Annotated in this window: 30 protein-coding genes and 1 pseudogene; 11 read left to right on the top strand and 20 right to left on the bottom strand. The window is 36.6% G+C overall.

Going from position 1 to position 26345, the window contains the following annotated elements; genetic code table 11:
• Positions 1–5: 5 nt before the first annotated feature.
• The 18 genes and pseudogenes from nuoK to pdxA form a co-directional block, all read right to left on the bottom strand.
• Positions 6–326, bottom strand: a complete 321-nt coding sequence (nuoK, locus tag M2306_RS13880; RefSeq protein ID WP_002989006.1) for an NADH-quinone oxidoreductase subunit NuoK — start codon at positions 324–326, stop codon at positions 6–8.
• A gap of 2 nt (positions 327–328) precedes the next feature.
• Positions 329–844 carry an NADH-quinone oxidoreductase subunit J family protein gene (locus M2306_RS13875; RefSeq protein ID WP_002989007.1) on the bottom strand — a complete coding sequence of 172 codons (516 nt, stop codon included), beginning with the start codon at positions 842–844 and terminating at the stop codon, positions 329–331.
• A 2-nt stretch (positions 845–846) separates the two neighbouring features.
• On the bottom strand, positions 847–1395 hold the full coding sequence (locus M2306_RS13870) for a NuoI/complex I 23 kDa subunit family protein (protein WP_002989009.1): 549 nt from the start codon (positions 1393–1395) through the stop codon (positions 847–849).
• Between the two features lie 6 nt (positions 1396–1401).
• Complete coding sequence (gene nuoH, locus M2306_RS13865; RefSeq protein WP_002989011.1) at positions 1402–2433, bottom strand: NADH-quinone oxidoreductase subunit NuoH; 1032 nt, start codon at positions 2431–2433, stop codon at positions 1402–1404.
• A gap of 11 nt (positions 2434–2444) precedes the next feature.
• A complete protein-coding gene (locus tag M2306_RS13860) occupies positions 2445–3470 on the bottom strand; it encodes an NADH-quinone oxidoreductase subunit G (protein WP_002989013.1) in 1026 nt (341 codons plus the stop codon).
• A 30-nt stretch (positions 3471–3500) separates the two neighbouring features.
• Positions 3501–4859 (bottom strand): NADH-quinone oxidoreductase subunit NuoF, encoded by a 1359-nt coding sequence (gene nuoF, locus M2306_RS13855; RefSeq protein WP_115092203.1) that lies wholly within the window; start codon positions 4857–4859, stop codon positions 3501–3503.
• 4 nt (positions 4860–4863) lie between these two features.
• Positions 4864–5394, bottom strand: coding sequence for an NADH-quinone oxidoreductase subunit NuoE family protein (locus tag M2306_RS13850; RefSeq protein ID WP_002989017.1), 531 nt, complete (start codon positions 5392–5394; stop codon positions 4864–4866).
• 3 nt (positions 5395–5397) lie between these two features.
• Complete coding sequence (locus tag M2306_RS13845) at positions 5398–6633, bottom strand: NADH-quinone oxidoreductase subunit D (protein ID WP_259187558.1); 1236 nt, start codon at positions 6631–6633, stop codon at positions 5398–5400.
• 22 nt (positions 6634–6655) lie between these two features.
• On the bottom strand, positions 6656–7177 hold the full coding sequence (locus M2306_RS13840; RefSeq protein ID WP_115092204.1) for an NADH-quinone oxidoreductase subunit C: 522 nt from the start codon (positions 7175–7177) through the stop codon (positions 6656–6658).
• Positions 7178–7179: 2 nt separating this feature from the next.
• Positions 7180–7734 carry an NADH-quinone oxidoreductase subunit B gene (locus M2306_RS13835; protein WP_002989023.1) on the bottom strand — a complete coding sequence of 185 codons (555 nt, stop codon included), beginning with the start codon at positions 7732–7734 and terminating at the stop codon, positions 7180–7182.
• Positions 7735–7746: 12 nt separating this feature from the next.
• Positions 7747–8112, bottom strand: coding sequence for an NADH-quinone oxidoreductase subunit A (locus M2306_RS13830; protein ID WP_002989025.1), 366 nt, complete (start codon positions 8110–8112; stop codon positions 7747–7749).
• Positions 8113–8321: 209 nt separating this feature from the next.
• Positions 8322–8522: a cold-shock protein gene (locus M2306_RS13825; protein WP_115092205.1), complete on the bottom strand. Its 201-nt coding sequence runs from the start codon at positions 8520–8522 to the stop codon at positions 8322–8324.
• A gap of 206 nt (positions 8523–8728) precedes the next feature.
• A complete protein-coding gene (gene accC, locus M2306_RS13820) occupies positions 8729–10081 on the bottom strand; it encodes an acetyl-CoA carboxylase biotin carboxylase subunit (protein ID WP_060875513.1) in 1353 nt (450 codons plus the stop codon).
• 67 nt (positions 10082–10148) lie between these two features.
• Positions 10149–10633: pseudogene (gene accB, locus M2306_RS13815) on the bottom strand (acetyl-CoA carboxylase biotin carboxyl carrier protein).
• Between the two features lie 35 nt (positions 10634–10668).
• Positions 10669–11664, bottom strand: coding sequence for a beta-ketoacyl-ACP synthase III (locus M2306_RS13810; RefSeq protein ID WP_002989038.1), 996 nt, complete (start codon positions 11662–11664; stop codon positions 10669–10671).
• 161 nt (positions 11665–11825) lie between these two features.
• Entirely contained in the window at positions 11826–12023 is a 198-nt protein-coding gene (rpmF, locus tag M2306_RS13805) for a 50S ribosomal protein L32 (protein WP_002989043.1), read from the bottom strand.
• Between the two features lie 9 nt (positions 12024–12032).
• Positions 12033–12605, bottom strand: a complete 573-nt coding sequence (locus M2306_RS13800) for a YceD family protein (protein WP_181816747.1) — start codon at positions 12603–12605, stop codon at positions 12033–12035.
• 50 nt (positions 12606–12655) lie between these two features.
• On the bottom strand, positions 12656–13726 hold the full coding sequence (gene pdxA / locus M2306_RS13795; RefSeq protein ID WP_115092207.1) for a 4-hydroxythreonine-4-phosphate dehydrogenase PdxA: 1071 nt from the start codon (positions 13724–13726) through the stop codon (positions 12656–12658).
• Between the two features lie 57 nt (positions 13727–13783).
• Here pdxA and M2306_RS13790 point away from each other — a divergent pair, with 57 nt between their 5' ends.
• The 4 genes from M2306_RS13790 to M2306_RS13775 all read left to right on the top strand — a co-directional run bounded on the left by M2306_RS13790 (position 13784) and on the right by M2306_RS13775 (position 16066).
• Positions 13784–14377 carry a riboflavin synthase gene (locus M2306_RS13790; RefSeq protein ID WP_259187561.1) on the top strand — a complete coding sequence of 198 codons (594 nt, stop codon included), beginning with the start codon at positions 13784–13786 and terminating at the stop codon, positions 14375–14377.
• Positions 14378–14443: 66 nt separating this feature from the next.
• Complete coding sequence (locus M2306_RS13785) at positions 14444–15028, top strand: RNA polymerase sigma factor (protein WP_259187562.1); 585 nt, start codon at positions 14444–14446, stop codon at positions 15026–15028.
• Positions 15028–15258: a hypothetical protein gene (locus M2306_RS13780; protein WP_115092210.1), complete on the top strand. Its 231-nt coding sequence runs from the start codon at positions 15028–15030 to the stop codon at positions 15256–15258. Before M2306_RS13785 ends, M2306_RS13780 begins: the two co-directional genes overlap by 1 nt.
• Positions 15239–16066: a mechanosensitive ion channel family protein gene (locus tag M2306_RS13775; protein ID WP_115092211.1), complete on the top strand. Its 828-nt coding sequence runs from the start codon at positions 15239–15241 to the stop codon at positions 16064–16066. Before M2306_RS13780 ends, M2306_RS13775 begins: the two co-directional genes overlap by 20 nt.
• Positions 16067–16443: 377 nt before the next feature.
• Here M2306_RS13775 and M2306_RS13770 read toward each other — a convergent pair whose 3' ends face one another.
• Positions 16444–17271 (bottom strand): universal stress protein, encoded by an 828-nt coding sequence (locus M2306_RS13770; RefSeq protein ID WP_115092212.1) that lies wholly within the window; start codon positions 17269–17271, stop codon positions 16444–16446.
• A 179-nt stretch (positions 17272–17450) separates the two neighbouring features.
• Here M2306_RS13770 and rimP point away from each other — a divergent pair, with 179 nt between their 5' ends.
• The 4 genes from rimP to M2306_RS13750 all read left to right on the top strand — a co-directional run bounded on the left by rimP (position 17451) and on the right by M2306_RS13750 (position 23012).
• The gene (gene rimP, locus M2306_RS13765; protein WP_002989059.1) at positions 17451–17918 is read left to right on the top strand and encodes a ribosome assembly cofactor RimP; all 468 of its coding nucleotides are present in this window, start codon (positions 17451–17453) and stop codon (positions 17916–17918) included.
• Between the two features lie 11 nt (positions 17919–17929).
• Positions 17930–19168, top strand: a complete 1239-nt coding sequence (gene nusA, locus M2306_RS13760) for a transcription termination factor NusA (RefSeq protein ID WP_002989060.1) — start codon at positions 17930–17932, stop codon at positions 19166–19168.
• A gap of 51 nt (positions 19169–19219) precedes the next feature.
• Entirely contained in the window at positions 19220–22210 is a 2991-nt protein-coding gene (gene infB / locus M2306_RS13755) for a translation initiation factor IF-2 (RefSeq protein WP_259187563.1), read from the top strand.
• Between the two features lie 130 nt (positions 22211–22340).
• Complete coding sequence (locus M2306_RS13750; protein WP_181816770.1) at positions 22341–23012, top strand: zinc metallopeptidase; 672 nt, start codon at positions 22341–22343, stop codon at positions 23010–23012.
• Positions 23013–23073: 61 nt separating this feature from the next.
• On the opposite strand, the gene M2306_RS13745 is transcribed toward M2306_RS13750, so the two are convergent.
• Positions 23074–23886 (bottom strand): endonuclease/exonuclease/phosphatase family protein, encoded by an 813-nt coding sequence (locus M2306_RS13745; protein ID WP_115092215.1) that lies wholly within the window; start codon positions 23884–23886, stop codon positions 23074–23076.
• A gap of 142 nt (positions 23887–24028) precedes the next feature.
• Here M2306_RS13745 and M2306_RS13740 point away from each other — a divergent pair, with 142 nt between their 5' ends.
• From M2306_RS13740 to M2306_RS13730, 3 genes are read left to right on the top strand one after another with little or no spacing between them, the layout of a single operon-like run.
• Complete coding sequence (locus M2306_RS13740) at positions 24029–24982, top strand: bifunctional riboflavin kinase/FAD synthetase (protein WP_259187564.1); 954 nt, start codon at positions 24029–24031, stop codon at positions 24980–24982.
• Positions 24954–25493 carry an HTTM domain-containing protein gene (locus M2306_RS13735; RefSeq protein WP_498882890.1) on the top strand — a complete coding sequence of 180 codons (540 nt, stop codon included), beginning with the start codon at positions 24954–24956 and terminating at the stop codon, positions 25491–25493. Before M2306_RS13740 ends, M2306_RS13735 begins: the two co-directional genes overlap by 29 nt.
• Positions 25477–26265, top strand: coding sequence for an HTTM domain-containing protein (locus tag M2306_RS13730; protein WP_498882888.1), 789 nt, complete (start codon positions 25477–25479; stop codon positions 26263–26265). Before M2306_RS13735 ends, M2306_RS13730 begins: the two co-directional genes overlap by 17 nt.
• Positions 26266–26345 lie beyond the last annotated feature (80 nt).

Raw genomic sequence — 26345 nt, 5'->3', positions numbered from 1 at the left:
AGGAATTATCCTTTTAAGTTCTTTAATTTATCAATATCAATTGCGCCAATATTTCTGTAAATCGATACTAGGATAGCTAATCCAACAGCAACTTCTGCTGCGGCCACTGCCATAGTAAAGAAAACAAAAACTTGTCCTTGTGCATCTTGGTGATAAGTTGAAAAAGCAACTAATAGCATATTAGCTGAGTTCAACATAATCTCAATACACATAAACATTACAATTGCGTTTCGTCTATATAATATTCCAAATACTCCGATGCAGAATAATAGAATCGATAAGTAGATGTATTTATCAATACCGATGATTTCAATTACATTTTCCATAATTATGCTGCTTTTTCAGATTTATCTTTTTTAGAAATCAATACAGCTCCAATCATTGCTAGTAATAATAATACTGCAATCATTTCAAATGGAACTACGTATTCATTCAATAATACTTTTCCTAGTACGTGAACAGACTGGAAGTCTTGTCCGTGGCTAGCATATTGTAATTCGTACGCTTGATTTCCTCTTAAAGTGATTGATAACAACAATAAACCTACTAAACAGAAGGCAATCGTTGCAACTACTTTAGACACTAAAGGTTTAGATACTTCGTGGCTGATATTTAAGTTCATTAACATGATGGTAAATAACATTAAAATCATAATGGCCCCTGAGTATACCATAATATGGATCATTCCTAAAAACTGTGAGTTCAATAGGATGTAATGACCTGCTATTGAGAAGAAACTAACAACCAACCACAAAGCGCTGTGAATAGGGTTTTTACTCAACAACGTTAACGCTGCACTTCCGAGTGTAATGGTCGAAAGGATGTAAAATAAAATTTCTATCATAATTACGCTTGATTCTGTTTGTTCGTATTAGCAATAGCCGCCTCTAAAGGCATAACCAATTTATCTTTTCCGTAGATAAAGTTCTCACGCGTGATATCTGCTTTGGTAATCTCTCCTGATTTAGTCAAGTAAATGGCTTGTTTAGGACAAGATTCTTCACATAAACCACAGAAGATACAACGAAGCATGTTGATCTCATAGATTTCAGCATACTTTTCCTCGCGGTATAAGTGTTTTTCTTCTGGTTTACGTTCTGCAGCTTTCATCGTGATTGCTTCTGCAGGACAAGATAAAGCACATAAACCACAAGCAGTACAGCGCTCTCTTCCTTCGTCGTCGCGCATTAGCGTATGTCTACCACGGTATACAGGGCTAAATGGACGGGTTTGTTCAGGATAAGAGATTGTCACCTTTTTCTTAAACATGTGTTTTAAGGTAACCATCATTCCTTTGAAAATCGCAACCAAATAGATGCGCTCACTCCAAGTTAGTTTCTTGTTAGAAACCATCTTCTTTCTTCCTGATAAAGAATATGTATTAGTTGATGACATGTTTAATTAGTTTAATAGTAAGATTACAACTGCTGTAACGATTAAGTTCAATAATGCCAATGGGATTAATGATTTCCATCCTAAGTTCATCAATTGGTCATAACGGAAACGCGGTAAAGTCCAACGTACCCACATGTATACAAAGATGAAGAAACAGATTTTTATAAATAGGGCTACAATTCCCAAAACATTTGCAATGTTTACTCCCCAATTTTCAACAGCCCATGACATACCTGGATAGTTATAAGCTCCAAAGTATAACACCGCGATGATAGCAGAAGAAATAAACAAGTTTGCATATTCTGCGAATAAGAAGAATCCCATTTTCATCGAAGAGTATTCCGTGTGGAATCCACCGATTAACTCTTGCTCACATTCAGCTAAGTCGAAAGGGGCTCTATTTGTTTCAGCGAATGAACAAATTAAGAAGATTAAAAACCCTAGGGGTTGATAAAATACGTTCCAGTTCATTCCACTTTGTTGCAACGCGATTTCTCTCATACTCATACTTTGTGTCAATAACAACAAAGAGATAAGTGAAAGTCCCATTGCAATTTCGTATGAAATCATTTGAGAAGCAGCACGAATACCACTCATCAAAGAATATTTATTATTAGATGCCCAAGCACCAATCATAATACCGTAAACTCCAACAGAAAGTACGGCAAGAACGTATAAGATTCCTACGTTAAGATCTGCGGCTTGTAAGATAATTTCTCTTCCGAAAAGAACAAATTTGTCACCCCAAGGCAATACAGCACTTGTCATAAGTGCCAAGGTCATAGCCAAGAAAGGACCAAATTTGAATAAGAATCGGTTAGGTGTTGTTGGTTCATATTCTTCTTTAGCAAATAGTTTTAAACCATCGGCCAAAGGTTGTAAAACCCCTCCTTTACCTGCACGGTTTGGACCTAAACGATCTTGTATCCACGCTGCAATTTTTCGTTCAGCTAACGTAGCATACATCGCCATAAGCATTGTAATTGCGAATACAACTACAATAATAACTGCTTTATCAATAATAATAGCTTTATCCATTTTATACCGTTTTATTCTTTAGATTCTTCGTTAGTAAAAGGGATAGCTTTCATACTGATCTTTTTACGATCCTGCTCACGTCCTTCTAAAATGTGTTCTTCTGTTTTAATCACTACGTGATCTAATTTCTTCGTGTAGTTATTTTGATTGATTACAGAGAATTTTTCGAATTTACGCGGTCCTTCAATTACCCAATCACTTGTTTCTTTGTGGTCAAAGCGACATGAGTTACAGATAAATTCTTCTACTTCGTGGAATTCGTCTTTACGAGCCGTTACACGTTGAATTTCATCTCCAAACATCCATACTGTCGTTTTTCCAGAACAAGTAGGGCAGTTGCGGTGTGCATTGTACGGTTTATTAAACCAAACACGAGATTTAAAACGGAAGGTTTTATCTGTTAATGCACCTACTGGACATACGTCAATCATGTTTCCAGAGAATTCATTTTCAATTGCCGCTGAAATATAAGTTGAGATTTGAGCGTGTTCCCCTCTACCACAAACACCATGTACGCGTTCATCTGTTAATTGCTCTGCTGTTTTTACACAACGGTAGCACAGAATACAACGATTCATGTGTAATTGGATGTTATCTCCTATGTTTTCAGGTTCAAATGTTCTTTTTTCTTCCTGGTATCTTTTTTGTTCTTTTCCGTGTTGAAACGCTAAGTTTTGTAAATCACATTCTCCCGCTTGATCACAAACAGGACAGTCTAAAGGGTGATTAATAAGAAGAAATTCGGTTACTGATTTTCTCGCTTCTAAAACTCGTGGTGAAGAGATGCTTTTTACTTCCATACCATCCATAACTCCTGTTTTACAAGAAGCCATTAGTTTAGGCATCGGACGTGGATCTGCTTCACTACCTTTCGAAACTTCAACCAAACAAGCTCTACATTTTCCTCCCGTTCCTTCTAGTTTTGAGTAATAGCACATCGCTGGTGGAACTGATTCCCCACCAATCATTCTTGCTGCTTGTAGAATGGATGTTCCTGGTTCTACTTCTATTTCATGTCCGTCTATAGTAACTTTCATAAATTGTGCTTTTTAGCTAAAAAATTAGCATTATTTATTAATCAGGTGTTTTACGCTCTCAAAAGGTTCATTGACATAGTGATTTCTGTCTTTTACTTTTTCAGGGAATAAAACGTGATATTCAAACTCTTCTCTAAAATGTCTAATAGCAGCAGCAACTGGCCAAGCAGCAGCATCTCCTAAAGGACAAATTGTGTTACCTTCAATATTGCTTTGGATATTCCATAATAGGTCAATATCATCCATTGTTCCATGTCCAGTTTCAATGCGGTGCAATACTTTTTCCATCCATCCTGTTCCTTCGCGACAAGGTGAACATTGTCCACAGCTTTCATGTGCATAGAAACGAGCGAAGTTCCATGTATTTCTTACGATACAAGCGGTATCATTGTAAACAATAAAACCACCTGATCCCAACATGGATCCACTTTCAAAACCACCATCAGATAAAGATTCATACGTCATGAGACGATCTTCACCATTGGCTGTTTTGTATATTAAGTGAGCAGGTAAGATTGGCACTGATGATCCACCAGGGATTAAAGCCTTGATTGGACGATCATCCATCATTCCACCACAATATTCATCCGAATTGATAAATTCCTCTACAGTAATACCCATTTCAATTTCATAAACGCCAGGTTTTCTGATGTGTCCTGAAGCAGAAATTAATTTTGTTCCTGTAGAACGACCCAAACCAATTTTAGCATAATCATCACCAGAATTGTTGACAATCCACGGAATATTAGCAATTGATTCTACGTTGTTAACTACCGTTGGATTTCCCCATAAACCACTTACCGCAGGGAAAGGTGGTTTGATTCGAGGATTTCCTCTTTTTCCTTCTAAGGATTCAATTAAGGCTGTTTCTTCTCCACAGATATACGCTCCAGCACCACAGTGCACGTGTAAATCAAGAGAGTAATCAGTCCCTAGGATATTCTTCCCTAACCATCCTGCAGCATACGCTTCTTTGATGGCTCTTTCTAAGGTTTTGAATACCCACATATATTCACCACGGATATAGATGTACGATAAGTTTGCTCCTAAAGCATAACTTGCCGTAATCATTCCCTCAATTAATAAGTGAGGGATATATTCCATTAAGTATCTGTCTTTAAATGTTCCTGGTTCAGACTCATCGGCGTTGCATACCAAGTGTCTTGGTTTACCTGATTTTTTGTCGATGAAACTCCATTTTAAACCAACAGGGAAACCTGCACCTCCACGACCTCTTAGTCCTGATGCTTTTACCTGTTCTGTAATATCGTCTGGAGCCATTGTTTTCAATGCCTTTTCAACCGATGCATATCCGCCATTTTGACGATATACTTCGTATGATTTTATCCCAGGGATATTGATTTTGTCTAATAATATTTTTGTCGCCATATTACTATTTGTCGTGAAGAATTACTTTTCCTGCTTTACAATCATCAATGATTTGGTCGATTTTTTCTCGCGTCAAGTGCTCTTTGTAGAAGTCGCCTAACTGCATCATTGGTGCATATCCACAAGCGCCTAAGCACTGAACACCCACCACAGAAAATAACCCATCAGGTGTTGTTTCTCCTGGTTTAATACCTAATTTTTCACAAGCGTATTCCATCATATCGTCTGCTCCACGAATGCCACAGCATGAAGTTAAGCAGAACTCAAACATATACGTACCCATGGGTTTTTGGTTGTACATCGTGTAGAACGTAACTACCTCGTATACTTCGATAGATGAAATGCCTAATATCTCCGCTACTTTATCCATTAATTCTACGCTCAACCAATTGTCATGTGCATCTTGTGCTGCGTGTAAAACGGGTAAAAGCGCTGATTTCTTTTTATCAGCAGGGTAGTGGCTCAACAATTCGTCAATGCGTTGTTGAAGTTCAGGCGTGATATTTATATTTTGTTTGTATTTCTTCGTTTCCATGATTTAAGCGTCTAATTCTCCTGCAATGATGTTTAAACTTGATAGGGTAATAATCGCATCTGATAGCATACCTCCTCTTACGATGTCATTGTACGCTTGGTAAATGATAAAGCAAGGTCTTCTGAAATGCAAGCGATACGGTGTTCTACTACCATCTGTGATCAAGTAGAATCCTAGTTCACCATTACCTCCTTCAACGGCGTGATACAATTCAGTTACAGGAACGGGTACTTCACCCATCACAATTTTGAAGTGATAAATTAAAGCCTCCATATTGGTGTATACATCTTCTTTTGGAGGAAGGTAGTATTCCGGAACATCTGCGTGGAAAGGTCCTTCCGGCATTTTATCTAATGCTTGACGGATGATTTTCATACTTTCCCAAACTTCTGCGTTACGCACACAGAAACGATCGTAACAATCACCAGCTGTTCCTACAGGAACCTCAAATTCAAAATCTTCATAAGAACAATAAGGAGTAGCGATACGAACGTCGTAATCTACACCAGCCGCACGTAAGTTTGGTCCTGTAAATCCGAAGTTGATAGCCTCTTCTGCGGAGATTCCACCTACACCTACTGTACGATCCATGAAGATTCTATTTCTAGTTAATAAACCTTCAAATTCGCTCCAAATAGCAGGGAATTCAGCTAAAAATTCTTCAATTTTTTTGAATACCGTAGGGCTCCATTCTCTTTCGAATCCACCAATACGTCCCATGTTTGTCGTTAAACGAGCCCCTGAGATTTCTTCGTAGATTTCGTATATTTTTTCTCTGTATTGAAATACGTATAAGAATCCAGTTAAGGCTCCTGTATCTACACCCATAACAGAACTACAAATAATGTGGTCTGCGATACGTGCTAATTCCATCACAATCACGCGCATATATTGCACGCGTTTCGGAATATCAATACCCAAAGCTTTTTCTACTGTCATCCACCAAGCTGTATTATTGATTGGTGATGAACAATAGTTCAAACGATCCGTTAATACGTTGATTTGGTAGAATGGGCGGTTTTCTGCGATTTTTTCAAAGGCACGGTGAATATAACCGATAGTTCCTTCTCCATCTAGTACCTTTTCCCCATCTAGTAAGATAATATTTTGAAAGATACCATGCGTTGCTGGGTGTGTAGGACCTAAGTTTAAGATCTGTAACTCTGTTCCATCTTCTTGAAACTTTTCCTCAATCAGCTTCGCGTATCTCTCTTCCGGTGGTAATAATAAATCTGACATAATCTTGAATCTTAATCAGTTATTAACAATTGTGAATCGTTCTACCAAAGAATCGATCGTCTTTGTCTGTTCTTCCTTCATCTTCTAATGGAAATTCTTTGCGCAGTGGGAAAGATTCCATTTCATCCATATTTAAAATACGTTTCAATTGTGGATGATTTTTGAACTTAATGCCGTAGAAATCATAGGTTTCTCTTTCTTGCCAATTCGCAGATTTGAATAAATCTACAACAGAATCAACCGTTGGATTTTTGCTGTTCAAAAAGGTCTTGAAGCGAATTCTCACGTTGTCCATCCAATTGTGCATGTGGTATACTACGGCAAATTGACGATCTTCTTCTGAATCTGGGTAGTGAACCCCACAAACATCCGTTAGAAAGTTGAAATTCATCTGGTCATTTTCTTTCAAAAACTGAACAACTGCGTGAAGAGTATCAGGCGCGACTTCAAAAATAAGCATGTCGTGTTGTTCGTGAAATTCCTTAACCGACAAACCAAATTGGTCGATTAAAGTTTTTTGAATGGTTTGATTATCTAATGCCATATCTATTTACTTTCTATGTTATAAGATTTTAATAACTCATCGTATTCTTTTGTACCACGTCTATAAACTGATTCTGCTTTAACGATTTCATGCAATCTCATAACGCCATCAAGAATCTGTTCTGGTCGAGGAGGGCATCCTGGTACATATACGTCTACTGGAATCACTTTATCAATTCCTTGTAATACAGAATAAGTATCAAAAATACCACCTGATGAAGCACAAGCACCAACAGCGATTACCCATTTAGGTTCAGCCATTTGTTCATATACTTGGCGTAAGATTGGGGCCATTTTTTTCGAAATAGTTCCCATTACCATCAACATATCTGCTTGTCTAGGAGAGAAACTCATACGTTCTGATCCGAAACGGGCAATATCATACGTTGCAGCCATGGTTGCCATAAATTCAATACCACAACATGAAGTGGCAAAAGGTAAAGGCCACATTGAGTTAGAACGTGCCAAACCAACTACTTCACTTAATTTAGTGGCAAAAAAACCTTCTCCTACATATCCATCAGGAGCTTCTACTGTTTTATATTTTTTATCGCTCATCTTCCTAGTTTTTTAATCCCATTCGAGACCCTTCTTTTTAAATTCATATAATAGTCCAACTACCAAAAGGAATAAGAAAATTCCCATTTTGGCCAATCCTTCCCATCCCAATTCTTGAAAGTTCATCGCCCAAGGATAAAGGAATACTACTTCAACATCAAATAGAACAAAGAGAATAGCAACTAAGAAATACTTTACGTTAAAAGGAATACGTGCGTTTCCCAATGATTCTAGTCCACATTCCCAAGTACTATCCTTGATTTTTGATTTTTTTCTAGGTCCTAGTTTCCCAGAAACCCATATCGTCATAGATACAAATCCCGCAGCTAGTGCAATTTGCATTAAAATTGGTATAAAATCGAGTTGACTTGATTGCATAAGTACAAGTTTTATGTTAGAATACAACATACAAATATAGAGCCCTAGATCGTCTTTACAAAGTTTTGGAACTCTTGGTCTTGTGCTAATTCTTTAATATAGCCCAATATGTATTTAGATTAATTATAAATAGTGATTTAGGGAATAAAAAAAAGCTACCTAACCTAAGTTAGATAGCTTTACTGTAACGGAAAATTATATATATTTTCTTAATCTTCTATCACTTGTACATTAGTGGCAATAAGCCCTTTTTTACCTTGTTCCTCTTCGTAAGAAACGCGGTTACCTTGTTCAACATTCTTTGTTCTTAAACCTGTGATGTGAACAAAGATGTCTTGTTTAGTAGCTTCATTAGTAATGAAACCGAATCCTTTGTCTTCGTTGAAGAATTTAATTACGCCTGTGTGCATTTTAAAAAAATAAAAATATTAGAACACCAAATATATAGTTTTTTTGGAGTCTAAAAGAATTGAATTTGAATTTTTTACTAAAAAATATTCTAGCTTGTGTTTTTTCTAATTTTTATCGCGTTTTTGACGCTTTAAAAGATGGATTTTTAGAAAAAAAATAGAGGGAACTAAATTTAGTTCCCTCTATTTGTATAGGTAGAATATGTTTATTCTTCTTCTAATGGTTTCATGTGGAATGATTCCATGAAAGCAGTTGTATAGTTACCTGCTCTGTAATTTGGATCATCCATCAACTGTCTGTGGAAAGGAATTGTTGTTTTAATTCCTTCGATTACAAACTCGTCTAATGCACGTTTCATTTTGTTGATTGCTTCTTCTCTTGTTTGAGCGGTTGTGATCAACTTTGCAATCATTGAATCGTAGTTTGGCGGGATAGAGTATCCAGAATACACGTGTGTATCTAAACGCACTCCATGACCTCCTGGCGCATGCAACGTAGTAATTCTTCCTGGAGAAGGTCTGAAGTCATTGAATGGATCTTCAGCGTTGATACGACATTCGATAGAGTGTAATTTAGGTGTATAGTTTTTACCAGAGATTGGCACACCTGCAGCAACTAGGATTTGTTCGCGAATTAAATCGTAATCAATCACTTGTTCTGTAATTGGGTGCTCCACTTGGATACGTGTATTCATTTCCATGAAGTAGAAGTTGCGATCTTTGTCCACTAAGAACTCAATCGTTCCTGCTCCTTCGTATTTGATGAATTCTGCGGCTTTTACAGCAGCTAATCCCATCTTGTCTCTCAATTCATCGGTCATGAATGGAGAAGGAGTTTCTTCAGTAAGTTTTTGGTGACGTCTTTGGATTGAACAGTCTCTTTCAGATAAGTGACATGCTTTACCATACGAATCTCCTACTACTTGGATTTCGATGTGACGTGGATCAACGATTAGTTTTTCCATGTACATTCCATCATTTCCAAAAGCAGCAGCAGCTTCTTGACGAGCACTTTCCCACGCTCTCTCGATTTCTTCTTCTTTGAAGATCTCACGCATCCCTTTACCGCCACCTCCAGCAGTTGCTTTCATCATGACAGGGTAACCAATTTCTTTGGCTGTTTTCTTTGCGTGTTCTAATGACTCTAATAAGCCATCTGAACCTGGAACCGTTGGTACTCCAGCTAACTTCATTGTTTCTTTAGCTGTTGCTTTGTCTCCCATTTTTTCGATCATCTCAGGAGAAGCACCGATAAATTTTACTCCGTGCTCTTGACAGATCTTAGAAAACTTTGCATTTTCAGCTAAGAAACCATATCCAGGGTGAATCGCATCAGCATTTGTGATTTCAGCTGCAGCGATAATGTTGGAAATTTTTAAATACGATAGGTTTGAGGGTGCAGGTCCGATACATACTGCTTCGTCAGCGAAACGTACGTGAAGGCTATCTGCATCTGCAGTTGAATAAACAGCTACAGTTTTTATTCCCATTTCTTTACACGTTCTAATGATGCGTAAAGCAATTTCACCTCTATTAGCTACTAATATTTTTTTAAACATCTTCTGAAATTTTAAATTCTAAATTGTACTTTTCTTCTTCGCAAGCAAAAAAGGGTTGTTTAATTTCTTAAGATGGGTCAACTAAGAATAAAGGTTGATCAAACTCAACAGGTGACGAATCGTCAACTAAGATTTTCACGATTTTACCTGATACTTCAGATTCGATTTCGTTGAATAATTTCATTGCTTCAATAACACAAACTACATCTCCAGGTTTGATTACTGTTCCTACTTCTGCGAAAGGAGCTTTGTCTGGTGCTGGTTTTCTGTAGAATGTTCCGATGATTGGAGATTTTACAGTGATGTATTTTGCATCTTCTCCTGCTTGTGGTGCAGCTGCTGGAGCTTCACTAGTTGCAACTGGTGCTGCAGCTACAGGAGCTTGTGGCATTGATGGTGCAACACTGGAACTTGTTGGATATACGTTGTTTCAGTGCTTCCTGTTTCTGTCGTTTTGATGGTGATTTTAAAATCATCCATTTCTAATTTTACTTCTGTAGCTCCTGATTTCGCTACGAATTTGATTAGGTTTTGAATTTCTTTAATGTCCATACTAATGTATTGGTTAGTTGTTTTTCCTAAATTAATTAACTATTGTAAGCCCACTTTAAATATATAGATCCCCATGTGAAACCTCCACCAAAGGTAGCAAAGATAATATTATCACCTTTCTTCAATTGGTTTTCATAGTCACATAATAATAAGGGTAAAGTAGCAGAGGTTGTATTTCCGTATCGCTCGATGTTCATTAGAACTTTAGAATCATCCACTCCCATGCGGTGAGCAGTAGCATCGATAATGCGTTTGTTTGCTTGATGTGCAGCCAACCAATTTACATCACTGTGTGTTAAATTGTTGCGTTGCATGATTTTCTCACTGACATCAGCCATGTTTGATACGGCGTATTTGAAAACAGTTTTTCCATCTTGGAAAACATAGTGTTGCTTATTGGCAACTGTTTCAGCGCTTGCTGGTAAAATAGAACCACCAGCGTCAATTTTTAAGTATTCTCTTCCGATTCCGTCACTTCTTAGATATTCATCTATAATTCCGTAACCATCCGTGTTGGGTTCAAATAAAACTGCTCCGGCAGCATCTCCAAAAATAATGCAAGTTGCACGATCCGTATAATCGATAATAGAAGACATTTTATCCGATCCGATTAGTAGTACTTTTTTGTACTTACCAGATTCGATATAAGCAGAAGCAACAGACATTCCATATAAGAAGCTTGAACAAGCAGCTTGTAAGTCAAAAGCAAAAGCATTTGTAGCACCAATTTGAGAAGCTACGTATACTCCTGTAATTGCTACAGGCATGTCTGGGGTAGCAGTTGATAATAGGACTAAGTCTATTTCTTTTGGATCTACTCCTGATTTTTTAATTAGATTCTCCGCAGCTTTGATAGCCATATACGAAGAGCCTTGTCCAGGTTCTCTAAGAATGCGACGTTCTTTAATTCCTGTTCGAGAGGTTATCCACTCGTCGTTAGTTTCAACCATTTTTTCTAAATCCGCGTTGGTTAACTTTGTCTCGGGCAAATAACAACCAACAGCAGTAATGGCTGCATGTATTTTTGTCATATGGTGTTGCTTTACTTTATAAAAACATTCCAAAAAGAAGCGAAAATTACGAAAAAAAAACGAACTGGAGCCTTTTTAAGTCTTAAAACTCGCTCTCTTGGTAAATTTCGGCAAAAAAAAACTCTCACACATTGTGAGAGTTTATTGTGTTTTTGAAAAGCTTATGCTTCTACTGCTGTTGTTTTGTCTATTACAACTTGTCCTCTGTAGTAAAGTTTTCCTTCGTGCCAGTAAGCTCTGTGGAATAAGTGAGCTTCACCAGTAACAGGACAAGTAGCGATAGTTGGAGCTACAGCTTTGTAGTGCGTTCTTCTTTTATCTCTTCTTGTTTTCGAGGTCTTTCTCTTAGGATGTGCCATTTTACTATATTATTTATCCGTTAATAGTTTTTTTAATTTTTCCCATCTAGGGTCTATATCTGCCTGGTCTGAATCACTTGTCGTTTCTTCTTCTTGTGATTCTTCCATTTCATTGTCTTCGTCTTCGTCTCTAAATAAAAAATCAAATTCTTCTTCATCGAAGTCTTCGTCTTCTGCTGCTTCAGGGCTCACTCGTTTGACAGGAATGGACAATACAAGTAATTCATAGATGTATTGCGAGAGGTTAATCTCGTATTCATTCATCGGGAGGATGAGTATTTCATCGTGATCGTCATTGAATTCTTCTCCAAATTTTACAACTAGATTGAATTCATTCTCAATAGGAAGATCAAAGTCTTCATTTGTGACATCACAAGGAACGTTTACAACTCCTTTTGCCTTAAAGTTTACCTCTAAAAGGGTAGCTTTTTTATTTAAAAGAACGCTAATATTTGCTTCTATACGGTTGAAATCATCGTAGTCGTAATTTTTAAAAAAATCACTACCTATTTGATATTCAAAAGTATGTTCTCCATTTTTCAATCCTATGAAGGATATCGAATATGTTTTTTCGGTATTCATCAAATACATGATTTGAGCGTGCAAAGATAAAAAATTATTATTATTACAAGCTAATTATCAAATTTTTTTGTATTATTTTCTTTTTCTTGGGGCACAAGTGGGTTGCTCTTGGCTTCAATGTTTCGGTTTCGGTTTCTGAAAACATCAAGGGCTAAGTACAAGGCCTCGCGAAAAGAAGTAGGGTCAGCTAGGTTTTTACCTGCTATATCATAAGCTGTTCCGTGATCAGGTGAAGTTCTAATTTTGTTTAGACCTGCGGTGTAATTTACACCTTTACTGAAAGAAAGCGCTTTGAAAGGTGCTAAGCCCTGGTCGTGATAACACGCAATGACTGCGTCAAAGCTGTTGTAAAGTTGTGATCCAAAAAAGCCATCAGCTGGAAATGGACCGGATACGAGTATGCCTTCTTCTGCTAGTTTAGTTATCGTTGGTTTGATGATTTCTTGCTCTTCCGTTCCAATAACGCCTTCATCTCCTGCATGTGGATTAAGTCCTAAAACAGCAATACGCGGATTGAAGATGTTGAAATCGTTCATCAATGCTTCGCGAATAGTCTTTACTTTTTCTTCGATGCGCTGTGGAGTAATTGCTTGTGCAACGTCTTTTAAAGGAAGGTGATCCGTTAATAATCCCACTTTTAAATCGTCGCTAACCAAAAGCATCAAAGCATTACCTTCTAACTGTTCGTTTAGGTAATTTGTATGCCCAGGGTGTTTGAACTCTTCCGATTGGGTGTTGTATTTATTAATCGGAGCAGTGATTAAAATATCAATTTCGTCATTTTTTAATGCTTCTGTTGCTGCAACAAATGATTTGATTGCATAACCGCCTACAACCGGATCGTTCTCGCCAAAGTTGATGTTGACGTTCTCTTTCCAAAGGTTTAATACGTTAAGCTTACCTGTGACAATTTGATCTAAACTATCAATGCCTTGAAAATTCACATTGCTATTGATGTTCTTTTTAATATAAGATAAGGGCTTTGAACTACCGAAAATAACGGGCGTACAGAGCTCAAGCATTCTGTTGTCTTCGAAACATTTAAGGATAACTTCGGGTCCAATACCGTTTAAATCGCCTATTGATATACCTACCCTAACATTTTCTTCTTTATGGCTCATAGTTTCGTATAAATTATTAGTAATTTTGAAAACAAATTTAATAAAATAAATGGAGTAATGTTTACAGGAATTGTTGAAGAAATTGCAATCGTTAAAAATATTGCACGAGAAAAAGAAAATATCCACCTAACTGTATCGTGTTCATTCGTTAATGAACTGAAGATTGATCAGAGTGTTTTACACAATGGAATATGTTTAACAGTCGTGGCGATTGAAAACGAAACCTTTACTGTGACGGCTATCAAAGAAACGATTGATGTTACGACAATCGGACAGTGGAAAATCGGACAAGAAATTAATTTAGAACGCGGGATGTTAGCGAATGCGCGTTTGGATGGACATATTGTACAAGGACACGTAGATACAGTTGGTCGTTGTGTGTCTATTGAAGATGCGGATGGAAGTACGTATTACGGATTTGAATTTGATAAAAACGTAAAACATACGACGATTTCTAAAGGGTCAATTACGATTGATGGAACGAGCTTAACTGTTGTGGATTCTGGAATTAATACGTTTAGCGTTGCGATTATTCCGTATACAAAAGAGCATACTATTTTCAAACATTATGAAGTAGGACAGGTCGTAAACTTGGAGTTTGATGTGATCGGAAAGTATGTGGAGAAATTACTGCGCATTAGGAGTATTTAAGAACTTTTTGTTAAAAATTCGATGTATTTGTTCCTATCTATTACATTTGAATTGTAAAACAGTAATATGGAAATGGATGTGCAAAGTCAAAACTTTGTTTCGATGACGGATGAGGAGTTGGTACAATTCATCATTCACAATGGAAATACAAGTTTATTTGGTATTCTTTATGACCGGTATGGGCAGAAAGTCTATCAAAAATGTTTGGGGTTCGCTGAGTCCCGAGATGCTGCAGAAGATTTGACGCAAGATGTTTTCGTGAAATTATACCTTAATTTAAAGTCATTCAGGGGGGAGGCGAAATTTTCGACTTGGCTTTATTCATTTACGTATAATCATTGCGTTAATTATTCGAAGTCTATTTTAAAGCGGCAAAGAGATAATGTGGAATTACGGGAAGAAGCAATGTATGTTTCTACTGCAGACGAGGAAGTGACGGACGAAGAAATTTTTTCATTAACAGTTGAAAAACTTCAAGAAGCACTAGGCTTAATTGATCCTGAGGATAAAATCGTTTTATTAATGAAGTATCAAGATGATAAATCGATACGCGAAATAGCACAACTACTTGAATTGGGAGAAAGTGCCGTAAAAATGCGATTACACAGGGCTAAAAAGAAGATTGTAGAATTATATAATTCGTTGTCATAATGGAGAATCCTTTTAAGAAAATACTGCAAGACGAGAAATTGCCGGACTATCTGAAAGATCGGGTGATTGACAATTTGAATTTTATTAAACTTTCCTTAGACGTATCTGAACTTTATACGGTTCAAGTGCCCAAAGTGGTTGAATCGTTTTTAGGAGATGTTGATAAAGAGAAAGAAAAGAAAATAATAGAAAAAATTAAAAAAGAAGATCATGATGGAGAAATTATATAATTTTGAATATCCAAGTGAGATGATTAACGATGTGATGAATTCACTAGTTAAAGGCGTTTTTGGTTTTCTGCTTATTGCAGGTTATGTATTGCTTTGCTGGCTCATGCTTAAGCTTTTTTCCTATGTCCTTAAGAAGATGTTTAAACTGGTTCGTTTAGACAAGATTCAAGAGGGATTAGATGATAATGAGTTTTTGAGCAAAATCAAGATTAGAGTAAAAGTTGATGCTATTCTGCTCTTCTTTGTCAAGGTTTTTCTTGTGTTTTTAATGGTGCTTATTGGCGCAGAGCTTTTCGGGTTGGAAATTGTTTCGCGCGAAATAGGTAATCTGATGATGTTCGTGCCGAAGTTATTTGTGGCTTTGCTGATTTTTATTGGTGGACTGTACTTCGCTTCTTGGATCAAGAAGGTGATTGTAGAGGTGCTGAAAGCGGTAGATTTCGTTGGTGCGCGAATGATTGGAAATATTCTGTTCTATTTGATTTTGATTTTCGTTGTGATTACAACGTTGAATCAAATGGGAATTGATACGTCTATAATTACAAGTAATATCTCTATTATTATAGGAGCTATCTTATTGACGGTAGCGTTATCGTTAGGATTGGGTGCAAAAGATGTGGTTACGAAATTGCTGTACTCTTTTTATGCGAGAAAAAATTTAGAAGTAGGACAATATATTGGAATCAATGGATTGAAAGGTTATGTGATTTCTATTGATAATATATACCTATGTTTACTAGTGGATGGTAAAAAGAATTACATCCCAATTAAGACTGTTTCGGAAAGTCATATTGAAATATTAAAATAATAAAAATGCCTTCGGGCATTTTTTTTTGGAGTTGAGCGAAGGGAAAAGGATACTTGCTTTTTGTGATTTTTTTTTCGCTTTTTTGAAGGGTTATGTCTGCTGTTATTTGTTTAGGTGTACAGTTCAATTTTAATGAATGATAGGAGTGAATAATAACTTCATGATTTTATACAAACCAAACCTCACAAAAAAGCAACCTACGACTTCACAAAATATAACTCCTACTGGCTGCCAATAAAAAAGGTTCGATTTTTTAAATCGAACCTTTTTTAATTTATACATTTTTATTCAGTGAAATTGTTATTTGTAAAGTCGTAAAGATGTGTGATTTATCAATCTAAAGAAATTTACCCATAACCCCATCTCCAACCAAAAATTTAGTCAATTTTAAATGTCAATACCGAAATAGGAGAGTGGTTTACTAAATCCTCGCTGATACTTCCGTTAAAGAAGTGTGCTAATCCAGTACGACCGTGCGTAGCAATCGCGATTAAATCAGCATCAATTTTTTGACAGTAATTTAAAATCCCTTTTTCTACGTTGATATCGTTGTAGATGCTTAAATCAAATTCTTTGTCTGTAATATCTTCTAAGAATGTTTCAAGGGTTTCTTCTGCTACATGTGTTGGTTTGAAGCTGTTTGGTGTGTTAACCATTAATAAATGCAAGTCAGCGCCCACTACTTTGTTTAAGGCTAATGTGCTTTTGAAAGAATCTTTCATTTCGCTTGTGAAATCAGAAGCAAAAACGATGTCCTTAATACAGTTATCTTCAAATTCCCCTTTTACTACAAATACGGGAACTGGAGAGGTACGCACTACTTTTTGTGTGTTCGATCCAACAAAATATTCTTTCATTCCACTTGCTCCGTGCGATCCCATAACGATTAGGTCCACTTCATTGTGAATGGCTGATTTGGTCACACCTTGAGAAGTACGGTCTAAAATTAAGCTTGTAGAAACCGTTAATCCATCAAATAAAGAATCTAGTGCAATTTGTTGTAATTTTTGTTCAGCAGCGTTTTTGAAAAACATCACTTCTGGAGCTGGTGTTCCTTTACTAATACCATCACTTGCTTCTTGTGGTAAATCAAGGATGTGTAGTAAAATGATTTCAGCGTTGTGTTTTTTTGCAAAATTTACACCTGCTTTAATTGCGCTATGTGCCTGTTGTGAAAAATCCGTTGGTATTAGTATTTTTTTCATAATTAAGTGTAAAAGTGGATTAAGTGTTTAACATGTTTTTTTAGTGTTCTAAATTTAAGCATATAATTATCAATACACAAAAGTTTTTATTAGTACAAAAAAAATAGTATATTTGCACCGTTATTTATTAAAGAAGTTAAATAATGAGGGGACATAATAGTCCCCTCTTTTTATAGCATATGACATTTAAAAACAAAGTACAAGAGTTGTTGGATGCAGCTTTAGCTGAGAAGCAAGAGTTGTTTTTGATTGAAATGACAATTTCTCCAGATAATAAGATCTTAGTGACCTTAGACGGAGATAACGGGGTTAATTTGCAAGACTGTATTGATGTAAGTAGAGCCATAGAGCACAACTTAGATAGAGAAGAACATGATTTCGCTCTAGAAGTTGCCTCTGCGGGTGCGACATCACCGTTGAAATTGTTGCGTCAGTATAAGAAGAATATTGGTAGAAAAGTGAAGTTAGTTACTTTAAATCAAGAGAAATACGAAGCAACAATCGCATCAGTCGGAGAAGCATCGATCGTATTACAGTGGAAAGCGCGTGAAGCAAAAGCTGTTGGAAAAGGAAAGGTTACAGTTGAAAAAGAAGCTGTTATACCATTCGAAAATATAAAAGAAGCTAGTATAATAATTTCATTTTAAAAAAATATCAGATGGAGAATAGTGGTTTAGTAGAATCGTTCTCAGAATTTCAAGAGTTAAAATACATTGATAGAGTTACGTTAATGGCCATCTTAGAAGATGTATTCAGAAATGCATTGAAAAAGAAATATGGTGATGACGATAACTTTGATATCATTATTAACCCTGATAAAGGAGATTTCCAGGTTTTTAGAAGTAGAGTCGTTGTAAACGATGGTGAGGTTGAGGATGATAAATATGAGATTTCATTAAGTGAAGCTAGAAAGATTGAGTCGGATTTTGAAGTAGGAGAAGAAGTTTCGGAAGAAGTGAAGTTAGAGGATATTGGAAGAAGAGCTGTTTTAGCTTTACGTCAATATTTGAACTCAAAAGTAACAGAGCATGACAATGCTACGCTATATAAGCAGTTTAAAGAGGTAATCGGAGAGATTTACGCTGCAGAAGTACATCATATTCGACCAAAAGTTGTAATTTTGATGGATGATGAAGGAAACGAAATTGTTTTGCCAAAAGAAAAGCAAATTCCTTCTGACTTTTTCAGAAAAGGAGATACAGTAAAAGGAATTATTGAGGCTGTTGAATTGAAAGGAGCAAAACCTCAAATTATCATGTCTAGAACATCGAACCGATTCCTAGAGCGTTTGTTAGAACAAGAAATTCCTGAAATTGGAGAAGACAAAATCCAAGTTAAAAAGGTAGTTCGAATTCCAGGTGAAAAAGCAAAGATTGCAGTTGAAGGATCTGATGATAGAATTGATCCTGTAGGAGCTTGTGTTGGAATGAAAGGGTCGCGTATCCATGGGATCGTTAGAGAACTTGGAAACGAAAATATCGACGTTATTCATTATACAACCAATACAGACTTGTTTATTAAACGTGCATTAGCGCCTGCAAAAGTAAATAAGGTTGTATTTGATGAAGAAACCAAAAAAGCAAACGTATATTTAGATACGGAAGAAGTTTCTAGAGCAATTGGAAAAGGAGGGCAAAACATTAAGTTAGCAGGAATGTTAACAGGATTTGATATCGATGTAATGCGCGAATTGAACCCAGAAGACGATGATGTTGAATTAAGAGAATTCAGCGATGAAATCGACGTGTGGGTAATTGAGGAGTTTGCGAAGATTGGATTAGATACAGCAAAAAGCGTGTTGAATTTAAGTGTAGAGGAACTAATCAAACGTACAGACTTAGAAGAAGAAACGATTCAAGAGGTTCTTCGTATTCTTAAGGAAGAGTTTGAGGATTAAACCAGCACTTCTATTAACAACACAACACAAATAATACACTAAAAAGATAATATGTCTGAAGAAAGAGCAATAAGAATAAATAAAGTTTTAAGGGAATTAAATATTTCTCTAGATAGAGCCGTGGACTTTTTGAAAGGCAAAGGGTATGAAATTGATGCAACACCAAATGCAAAGATCTCCCAAGAAGAATTTAACGTTCTGAATAAACAGTTTTCTGCTGATAGAGGGAAAAAGGAAGCTTCTATTGAAGTGAGTGAAGAGAAAAGAAAAGAAAAGGAAGCGCTTAAAGTTGAGCGTGAACGCGAATTAGAAGAAAAGAGAAAACAAGAAGAACAAGCTCGTATCAAGAAAGAACAAGAAATCATTAGAGCCAAAGCAGAGGAGCAAGTTGCTATCAAAACTGTGGGTCAAATTGATCTTGAACCTAAAAAAACTTTAGAATCTTCTTCAGCTGTATCTGAAAAAGTGGTTGAGAAAGAAGAAAAGAAAGCTGAGCCTGTAAAGAGTGAAGAACCAGTTGCGAAAGAAAGCGTTGCACAAGAAAAAGTAGAGGAGAAAGTTGAGGCTGCTCCTGTTGCTAAGGTTGATGTCGATTCAAAAACTGATTCAGCAAAAAATACGACAAAAAAAGTTGAAGCGAAGAAAGTAGCGAATAAAGAATCAAAAGTAAAAGACAAACCTGTGGAAGAAAAGCAACATAAGGAGTCTGCTAAAATAGCAAACGAAGAAACTAAAGTAGTTGAAGACGATAAAGTTGATGCGAAGTTAGGTGATGAAATCATCAAAACGAATTATCAAAAACTTTCAGGGACTACTTTTACAGGGCAAACGATCGATTTGTCTCAGTTTGACAAGCCTAAGAAGAAGAAGGAGGAGAAGAAAGACGACAAAAAAGGCAATGCTGCTGGGCGTAATAAAAGAAAACGTATTGCAAAACCTGCCAATGCAGAAGGCGCTGGTGCAAACCAAAATAACGCAGGTGGAACTGCTAATAAACCAGGTGGAAACGCAAATAGACCAGGTGGAAATAACAACCGCCCAGGTGGAAATAATGCGAATAAACCAGGTGGAAACAATGGTAAGTTCAATAAAAATAACAACAACCGTAGAAATGCTCCAGTTGTAAAAGCTGAGCCAACGGAAGAAGAAGTTAAAAACCAAATTAAAGAAACGCTTGAGCGTTTACAAGGTAAAGGAAACAGATCGAAAGCAGCGAAATACCGTCGTGATAAACGTGATGTTCACCGTAAAAAATCAGATGAGGAACAAAGAGCATTAGAAGCTGGAAACAAAGTACTGAAAGTAACAGAATTCGTTACTGTAGGTGAAGTTGCTACTATGATGGATGTGCCTATTACGAAGGTAATCGGAACATGTATGTCTTTGGGAATCATGGTTACCATGAACCAACGTTTGGATGCTGAAACATTGACAATTGTTGCTGATGAGTTCGGTTATGAAGTTGACTTTACAACTGCTGACTTAGAAGAAGCAATTGAAGAGACTCCAGATAGACCAGAAGATTTAAAACCTCGTGCACCAATTGTGACTGTAATGGGACACGTGGATCACGGTAAAACATCTTTACTGGATTACGTGCGTAAAGCGAACGTAATTGCAGGAGAGTCTGGAGGTATTACGCAACACATCGGAGCGTACGGAGTAACGTTAGAGAGTGGTCAACAAATTACCTTCTTAGATACACCAGGTCACGAGGCGTTTACCGCAATGCGTGCACGTGGAGCTCAAGTTACCGATATTGTAATTATTGTAATTGCAGCGGATGATGATATCATGCCACAAACAAAAGAGGCGATTAGTCACGCACAAGCTGCTGGAGTACCAATTATTTTTGCAATCAATAAAGTGGATAAGCCAACGGCTAACCCAGAGAAGATTAAAGAGAGATTAGCTTCGATGAATTTATTGGTTGAAGAATGGGGAGGTACATACCAATCACAAGATATTTCTGCGAAACAAGGTATCGGAATGAAAGAATTGTTGGAGAAAGTTTTACTTGAGGCAGAAATGCTTGAATTAAAAGCAAATCCAGATAAATTAGCATCAGGTACTGTTGTAGAAGCATACTTAGATAAAGGACGTGGATATGTATCTACGGTATTAGTACAAGCTGGTACATTGAGAGTAGGAGATTACCTATTAGCAGGATGTAACCACGGTAAAGTTCGTGCAATGCACGATGAGCGTGGAAATGCGGTACAAGAAGCTGGGCCATCAAGACCAATCTCTGTATTGGGATTAGACGGTGCACCAGGAGCCGGAGATAAATTCAACGTATTCGAAGAAGAAAAAGAAGCAAAACAAATTGCTGCAAAACGTACTCAATTATTACGTGAGCAATCAGTTCGTGCACAAAGACATATCACACTTGCTGAGATTGGACGTCGTATTGCTTTAGGAGATTTCAAAGAATTGAACATCATCTTAAAAGGAGACGTGGATGGATCTGTTGAAGCACTTTCGGATTCATTCTCGAAATTGTCAACAGAAGAAATTCAAATCAATATCATTCACAAAGGAGTGGGTGCCATTACAGAATCTGACGTATTGTTAGCTTCTGCATCAGATGCAATTATCATCGGATTCAACGTTCGTCCAATGGCTTCGGCTAAAGTATTAGCAGATAAAGAGGAAATCGATATCAGAAACTACTCAATTATCTATGATGCAATCGACGACTTGAAAGACGCAATGGAAGGTATGTTATCTCCAGAGTTGAAAGAAGAAGTAACAGGTACTGCTGAAATTAGAGAGTTATTCAAAATTTCTAAAGTGGGTACAATTGCAGGATGTATGGTTCTTGATGGTAAGATCTTCCGTAACTCTAAGATCCGCTTAATCCGCGAAGGTGTAGTTATCTATACAGGAGAACTTACTGCGCTTAAACGTTTCAAAGATGACGTGAAAGAGGTATCTAAAGGGTATGATTGTGGTATTCAAATTAAAAACTACAACGATATCAAAGAATACGATACGATTGAAGCATTCCAAGAAGTGGAAGTTAAGAAAAAGCTTAAATAAGCTGATTTCTAATCAAAATATAAGAGAGAGATTCGCAAGAGTCTCTCTTTTTTTATGACAAAATGACTGCTTTTTTTATTTGGCGCGTCATTTGCTATATTAGTAAGGAACATTAATTGTTATATCTATGATGATATGGGTTTTTATGATTGCCATGATGCTTGCCAGTTGGTGGGTGGGTAATCGTTTACAAGCTAAATTTAAGAAGTATTCTGAGGTTCATTTACAGAATGGGATGAGTGGTGCTGAAATTGCACAAAAAATGCTTTTAGACCACGGTATTCGCGATGTACGCGTGATTTCTACACCAGGTAGATTAACTGATCACTATAATCCGATGGATAAGACGGTAAACTTAAGTGAAGCCGTATACAATCAACGCAATGCGGCTGCGGCTGCTGTAGCAGCTCACGAAGTAGGACACGCTGTGCAACATGCACAGGCTTACTCTTGGTTAACGATGCGCTCAAGAATGGTTCCCATTTTAGAAGTGTCATCTCGCTTTATGCCGTTTGTTTTAATTGGAGGTGTATTAATGCTGAAAACGTTTCCTCAATTATTGTTATTGGGAATTGTCCTTTTCGCGTTGACTACGATATTCTCTTTTGTAACACTACCAGTTGAATACGATGCGAGTAATCGTGCGTTGAAATGGTTGGAGGCGAAACATATCGTAACTCCTCAAGAATTAGTAGGCTCTAAAGATGCCTTGAAATGGGCTGCAAGAACGTATGTAGTAGCGGCGCTTTCTTCTTTAGGGACATTGCTATACTATGTAATGATTTACATGAATAGAAGGTAATAAATGTTTTTATTATATTTTAATTGTTTAGAAAAGGATTTCAATTATTGAAATCCTTTTTTTATTCTATCTCAATCAATAAAGGGATATGGTCGGAAACTTTATTTGCTTCTTTGATTGTTTCAAAATCTTCAAAAAATAAAATAGCTTTGGCGGTTTTGACAGTAAAAAGTTCTTGTTGCAAAAAGATATTGTCATATTCACTAGCCAAGCAGTCTCCCTTGATGCATTTTTGGCGCAAAGATGTTTTCTGATTGGTAAAGACAGGGGTGTATCCTTGCTTTTTTAGTGGGTTGAAAACAGAGTTCGACTCGGGTGTATTGAAATCCCCTAAGAAAATAAGATTTTTATTCTCATAAAGTGCAGGTAAGAATTTCAAATACTTGATCTCTTGTTCGGGTTGATGTTTTTTTGGCAGCGCATGTAGGCTGACCAAGGTAAATTGGAAATCTTTATATTGAAAGGTAGCCATGTAGGGTTCGCGTTCAATTTCCATTTGATAGGTTGGTTCTAAAAAGGCCTTTTTTTGTAGCTTGAGCTGTTTTGTTTTCCACAAATAGGCATAGCGTTCTGATCGATAAGGAGAACTTACGGTGGGGTCACTGAGTACATAATCCCATTTAGCACCACTTTTTCTATTGAGCTCTTCATGTAGGGCTAGAATAGTTTGTGCGCCACTTGGATTCGTTACGATTTCTTGGATAGCAACTACATCAGCTTGTTTCATGATTTGAGCAATGTAGCTGATATTTTCTTCTGTTTTACTACTTCCGACATTTTTTAGGTTCCAAGTCATGATTTTAACTTGGGAGAATAATAGAAGAGGGGCAAGTACCAAAAGGAAAACCAAGGCGGTTTTAAATAAACGAGGCATGTTAATTACTTTAGATTAGGCGTATTATTGTGTAATAATTCATGTGATTTGTAAAAAATGAAGTATTTTTACAGCTTGAATTTTTATTTAGAAAACGGGGCAAAACTAAGTAAAATCCCCTTAAAAGACTAAAGTTATCATCGTGAAAATATTTTCTTCCATTGGCGAATTTAAAACAGATAAAAAAGTTGTTGCAACACTAGGAACCTTCGATGGTGTACATATTGGACATCAAATGATTATCAAGAAATTAGTGGATGCTGCCAAAGAATTGGATGCTGAAAGTTTGGTATTAACCTTCTTTCCACATCCGCGAATGGTATTGAAGCAGGATCACGGTATTCGTTTGCTTAATACTTTGGAAGAAAAGCAAGAACTATTAGCGCACTTGGGCTTAGACAATCTTGTGGTACAAAAATTCGACTTGGACTTTGCAAATCTAACCGCAGAAGAATTTGTCAAACAAGTATTAGTTGATACTTTTAATATCTCCAAGATTATAATTGGATATGATCACCGTTTTGGAAAAAACAGGACAGCAGATATTCACGATTTAAAGCGCTTTGGTGCATTTTACGGATTTGAAGTGGAGGAGATTTCTGCACAGGAAATCGATCATGTTTCGATTAGTTCAACAAAGATTCGAACAGCATTAGAGGAAGGGAATATAGCTTTAGCAAATGAGTTCTTAGGTCATGCCTATCATTTTTCAGGTAAAGTAATTCACGGTAAAAAACTGGGCCGTACATTAGGTTTTCCAACTGCTAATTTTGAAATTTCTGAATCGTATAAAATGATTCCACAAAATGGAATTTATGTGGTGGAGTCGGAAATAGAAGGGGAACAAGTAAAAGGAATGATGAGCATTGGTATTAATCCTACCTTTGTGAATCATCCGCATACAATAGAAGTAAATTTTCTAGATTGGTCAGGAGATTTATATAATAAAACGTTAAAAGTTCGTATCTTGGATCGCATTAGAGATGAACAAAAATTTAACTCGCTCGAAGAGCTTATCGCTTGTCTAAAACAAGATGAACTAGCGACGAGAGCTTATTTTGACCGCCATGTGGAAAAAAGCACTACAACCCGTTGATAATGCCCCTTTAATTATATTTAGAATTTTTTTCGGATTTTTATTTGCCTGTGAATCTTTTGGCGCTATTGCTACGGGATGGGTAAGATTGAATATGGTAGACGTCAAGTTTACCTTCTCCCATATTTATATGGATTTTTTGCAAGTCTTAGTCGGACCGCAAATGTATGTTTACTTTTTTGTAATGGGACTTACGTCCTTAGCTGTAATGCTAGGGTATCGCTATAAATGGTCTATGCCTTTGCTGACTTTACTTTGGGCAGGAACCTACTTTTTACAGAAAACATCGTATAATAATCACTATTATCTCTTGATGATTATTTGTGTTTATATGTGTTTTTTACCTGCCGCATCGTATAAATCGTTAGATGTAAAAGCCAATCGCGTCAAAGAAGAATTGGCTATGCCGCTTTATTTTAATTGGATTTTTATCTTTCAAGTGAGCGTATTGTATGTATACGGTACGATTGCAAAGTTTTATCCAGATTGGTTGGATGGTACCATTTACTGAAATCATGTATCAATCGGCTAATATTCCCGATTTTTTCAAAACAATATTTACTCAGAAAGAATTCTATTTGATTATTGCTTACCTAGGAATTATATTCGATGGATTGATTGTTCCAGCTTTGTTGTGGAAACGCACGCGTACTTTAGCTTTAGTCGCTTCTTGCATTTTTCACTTGTTTAATTCTGTCACCTTACATATTGGAATTTTTCCTTATTTTGCTCTTACGTTTGCGTTGTTCTTCTATCCTTCCGATCAGATTCGACGTATCTTTTTGAAAAAGAAACCCGTTTTGGAACAAAAAGAAAATTTCACAACTCCTCAGTTAAGCAAACCGGTTTTAGGATTTTTAGCTGTGTTTATGTTTATTCAATTTGCTTTGCCTTTAAGACAACATTTTATAGAAGGTGATATCTTATGGACAGATGAGGCTCATCGTTTAAGTTGGCGCATGATGTTGCGTTCAAGAGGGGGATATACCAACTTTATTGTAGAAGATAAAAACACAAAAGAACGCAGTTTCTATAATGCAGAAGACGTATTAAGTAGAAAACAAGAAACTCGTTTGAATACCTCTGATATGATTTGGCAAATGGCACAGTATATCAAGAAAGAATATGCCGCTAAAGGCGTAGATGTTGCCGTTTATGCTGATAGTTGGGTTTCCGTTAACGGACGTGAGTATAGCCGTTATATCGATGAGAATGTTGATTTAGCAAGCGTGCCTTGGAATTACTTTGGGCATAGTGAATGGATTTTGGATAAACCTTTTTAATGTTGAAAGGTTATGAGTTAAAGGTTATGAGTTTAGGGTAAATTTTCTAAATAATGAAAGTTTTCCTTTGATTGATACAT

The organism is Myroides gitamensis (assembly GCF_029894455.1).
GTDB lineage: Bacteria > Bacteroidota > Bacteroidia > Flavobacteriales > Flavobacteriaceae > Flavobacterium > Flavobacterium odoratum.
The sequence above is the reverse complement of the archived record's forward strand: the minus strand, read 5'-3'. Positions and strand labels throughout refer to the sequence as shown.

Bases quoted from the DNA above. Each gene is read 5' to 3' on its own strand.
- rpmF (WP_002989043.1), bottom strand. From the start codon at position 12,023: ATGGCACATCCTAAGAGAAAGACCTCGAAAACAAGAAGAGATAAAAGA.
- M2306_RS13850 (WP_002989017.1), bottom strand. From the start codon at position 5,394: ATGGAAACGAAGAAATACAAACAAAATATAAATATCACGCCTGAACTT.
- nuoH (WP_002989011.1), bottom strand. From the start codon at position 2,433: ATGGATAAAGCTATTATTATTGATAAAGCAGTTATTATTGTAGTTGTA.
- M2306_RS13790 (WP_259187561.1), top strand. From the start codon at position 13,784: ATGTTTACAGGAATTGTTGAAGAAATTGCAATCGTTAAAAATATTGCA.
- M2306_RS13860 (WP_002989013.1), bottom strand. From the start codon at position 3,470: ATGAAAGTTACTATAGACGGACATGAAATAGAAGTAGAACCAGGAACA.
- M2306_RS13785 (WP_259187562.1), top strand. From the start codon at position 14,444: ATGGAAATGGATGTGCAAAGTCAAAACTTTGTTTCGATGACGGATGAG.
- nusA (WP_002989060.1), top strand. From the start codon at position 17,930: ATGGAGAATAGTGGTTTAGTAGAATCGTTCTCAGAATTTCAAGAGTTA.
- M2306_RS13840 (WP_115092204.1), bottom strand. From the start codon at position 7,177: ATGGCATTAGATAATCAAACCATTCAAAAAACTTTAATCGACCAATTT.
- M2306_RS13870 (WP_002989009.1), bottom strand. From the start codon at position 1,395: ATGTCATCAACTAATACATATTCTTTATCAGGAAGAAAGAAGATGGTT.
- M2306_RS13800 (WP_181816747.1), bottom strand. From the start codon at position 12,605: ATGAATACCGAAAAAACATATTCGATATCCTTCATAGGATTGAAAAAT.
- M2306_RS13810 (WP_002989038.1), bottom strand. From the start codon at position 11,664: ATGACAAAAATACATGCAGCCATTACTGCTGTTGGTTGTTATTTGCCC.
- pdxA (WP_115092207.1), bottom strand. From the start codon at position 13,726: ATGAGCCATAAAGAAGAAAATGTTAGGGTAGGTATATCAATAGGCGAT.
- infB (WP_259187563.1), top strand. From the start codon at position 19,220: ATGTCTGAAGAAAGAGCAATAAGAATAAATAAAGTTTTAAGGGAATTA.
- nuoF (WP_115092203.1), bottom strand. From the start codon at position 4,859: ATGGCGACAAAAATATTATTAGACAAAATCAATATCCCTGGGATAAAA.
- M2306_RS13845 (WP_259187558.1), bottom strand. From the start codon at position 6,633: ATGTCAGATTTATTATTACCACCGGAAGAGAGATACGCGAAGCTGATT.
- M2306_RS13750 (WP_181816770.1), top strand. From the start codon at position 22,341: ATGATATGGGTTTTTATGATTGCCATGATGCTTGCCAGTTGGTGGGTG.
- M2306_RS13745 (WP_115092215.1), bottom strand. From the start codon at position 23,886: ATGCCTCGTTTATTTAAAACCGCCTTGGTTTTCCTTTTGGTACTTGCC.
- M2306_RS13835 (WP_002989023.1), bottom strand. From the start codon at position 7,734: ATGAGCGATAAAAAATATAAAACAGTAGAAGCTCCTGATGGATATGTA.
- accC (WP_060875513.1), bottom strand. From the start codon at position 10,081: ATGTTTAAAAAAATATTAGTAGCTAATAGAGGTGAAATTGCTTTACGC.
- M2306_RS13770 (WP_115092212.1), bottom strand. From the start codon at position 17,271: ATGAAAAAAATACTAATACCAACGGATTTTTCACAACAGGCACATAGC.
- M2306_RS13875 (WP_002989007.1), bottom strand. From the start codon at position 844: ATGATAGAAATTTTATTTTACATCCTTTCGACCATTACACTCGGAAGT.
- M2306_RS13780 (WP_115092210.1), top strand. From the start codon at position 15,028: ATGGAGAATCCTTTTAAGAAAATACTGCAAGACGAGAAATTGCCGGAC.
- M2306_RS13830 (WP_002989025.1), bottom strand. From the start codon at position 8,112: ATGCAATCAAGTCAACTCGATTTTATACCAATTTTAATGCAAATTGCA.
- rimP (WP_002989059.1), top strand. From the start codon at position 17,451: ATGACATTTAAAAACAAAGTACAAGAGTTGTTGGATGCAGCTTTAGCT.
- nuoK (WP_002989006.1), bottom strand. From the start codon at position 326: ATGGAAAATGTAATTGAAATCATCGGTATTGATAAATACATCTACTTA.
- M2306_RS13825 (WP_115092205.1), bottom strand. From the start codon at position 8,522: ATGCACACAGGCGTAATTAAATTCTTCAACGAAGACAAAGGATTCGGT.
- M2306_RS13735 (WP_498882890.1), top strand. From the start codon at position 24,954: ATGTGGAAAAAAGCACTACAACCCGTTGATAATGCCCCTTTAATTATA.
- M2306_RS13775 (WP_115092211.1), top strand. From the start codon at position 15,239: ATGATGGAGAAATTATATAATTTTGAATATCCAAGTGAGATGATTAAC.
- M2306_RS13730 (WP_498882888.1), top strand. From the start codon at position 25,477: ATGGTACCATTTACTGAAATCATGTATCAATCGGCTAATATTCCCGAT.